Here is a 726-nt window from a genome sequence, read left to right as displayed (position 1 = left end):
GACTAGAGCGGTGCTAGATGCGGTCAAGGAATATCCGTCGGACAGAATGAAGACGGTTGCAATTCACCCGCAGGGCACGTCGACCAATCCTACATCCGTGAGTGCGGACTACATTGTGACCGATCGTGATGGGCACGCCTACAATGGGTATAATGTGACTGATTCTGCGACTACGACTATCGTGATAGTGCGGCCTGACGGGGTCGTTGGCGGGATTGTCTTTGGAGTAGAGGGATTGCAGAAGTTCTTCCAGGCTTACCATTAGCTCTATGCTGAATATCTATGCTTTGGGCTCACACATAAATGATTGACCTGATAATCCCTACTCACAACAGTACTGTTGTGGTCTCATTCCCGAGGAAGTGAAAGAATGGCTTAAGAAAGCTATGCGACCATGCATTCTCCGCTCGCGCAATGGTTACCAATCCTGCCATCTAAACCCAAGTCAATGCTGCATTGCTGTTGTTCTCACCAGTGCTGAGGCCTTTGGTTCGAATTCTGGACTTATCATTTTATTGTCACAGTAGATTAATCTGCTGCAGCTAGCAGATTAATCTGCATGCAAACCTAGCTCACAACTGCAATTTCTTAAGTGAAGGGCAGTTGGCAGATTAAGATACTTGACTGAAACTCTACTCAGACCTTAAGAGAATGCCTTCAGAGATCCATCTTAAGACTCTTAAGTCCCCCACAGGAGTCTTTAGAGTCTGAAGCAAAGGTATGAAG

General features: G+C 46.7%; 1 protein-coding gene. It reads left to right on the top strand.

What is annotated here, in order from left to right:
- A partial coding sequence (locus I5E68_RS20505) for a hypothetical protein (protein ID WP_228727413.1) occupies positions 1-265 on the top strand: 265 nt, incomplete at its 5' end.
- Between the last annotated feature and the right edge of the window lie 461 nt (positions 266-726).

The sequence above is a fragment of the Novosphingobium aureum genome, assembly GCF_015865035.1.
In the GTDB taxonomy this organism is placed as follows: Bacteria; Pseudomonadota; Alphaproteobacteria; order Sphingomonadales; family Sphingomonadaceae; genus Novosphingobium; species Novosphingobium aureum.
Note: the sequence above shows the minus strand (reverse complement) of the source record. Positions and strands in the feature narration are given on the sequence as shown.